Genomic DNA, 1,117 nt, shown 5'->3' on the forward strand with positions numbered 1-1,117 from the left:
CGGAGAGCCGGATGTGGGAAAACCACAAGTCCGGTTCGATGAGGGGACGGCCCCGCAAGGGGCCTCCTACTCTACCCGGACATTAGTCCCGTAAGACTTTGGCCACTTTATGCTTCCGATTTGCCATTTTGGCCAAATTACGGTTCCGAATTGAGATTGGATAGTGCGGGACAGCCCCGGAATGCGGGTGGTTTGGCGAAGTTATGGTTCCGAACGAGCGACAGGATATGAGTAAAAGGACAGTGGCAACAATGATGAGGGCCTGCCAATTGGTTGAATATAAGCGCCCGCTGCAAATCCGAGAGGTCCCGATTCCAGAGCCTCATGGAGAAGCCGTTCTGGTAAAAATTGGAGGTTCTGGACTTTGCCACTCAGACCTCCACCTAATGAGTGGGGAACGGCCGAAGCCGTTACCCTTACCGTTTACCTTAGGGCATGAAAATGCGGGGTGGGTGGCCGCCGTCGGCGACAGCGTTCAAAGCGTTAAGGTGGGCGACGCCGTCGCGGTATATGGGGGATGGAGCACCCATCCTGATCGGTTTACGTGGTTGGGAATGGAACAACTAACCGATGTGCAATCATGGGTGGGTATCGGCACGACCGGGGGCTATGCGGACTATTTGCTGGTCCCGTCATACCGCTATCTTCTTCCCTTAAACGGCTTGGACCCCGTCGAGGCAGCTCCTCTAACCGACGCGGGACTCACACCATATCGGGCAATCAAAAAAATCTTGCCCCATTTGTATCCCGGAGCGACCATTGTCCTAATTGGCGCGGGGGGACTGGGTCAATTTGGTGTCCAGTACGCAAAGGCGCTCGCGCCGGCCTGCCAAATCATCGTATTAGACATCAACGAAGAGAAATTGGCGATGGCCCGTACGGTTGGGGCTGATGTGGTGTTGAACGGTTCTCGCGATGATGTAATCGACCAGGTTAAACGCCTGACGGAGGGAGAAGGTGCTCAAGGGATCGTAGACTTTGTTGGAAGCGACGCGACGATGGCACAAGCCGCGGCTTTGGCAGGACGACGCGCCAAGGTGGTCCTAGCAGCTTGTGTGCGTAGTCGGTCCGCGATGCCGTCGCTCCGCATGTAGAGTAGCCCGTTAACTCGACCCTC

The 1,117-nt window shown here is 56.0% G+C and carries 1 protein-coding gene; it reads left to right on the forward strand.

All coding sequences use genetic code 11. The annotated features are described in order from the left end of the window. Positions 1 to 254 precede the first annotated feature (254 nt). On the forward strand, positions 255 to 1,094 hold the full coding sequence (locus tag HIJ39_RS23055) for a zinc-binding dehydrogenase (RefSeq protein ID WP_275107413.1): 840 nt from the start codon (positions 255 to 257) through the stop codon (positions 1,092 to 1,094). The last annotated feature ends 23 nt before the right edge of the window (positions 1,095 to 1,117 follow it).

Origin of the sequence: Sulfobacillus harzensis (assembly GCF_012933365.1) — a bacterium.
Classification (GTDB): Bacteria; Bacillota; Sulfobacillia; order Sulfobacillales; family Sulfobacillaceae; genus Sulfobacillus_B; species Sulfobacillus_B harzensis.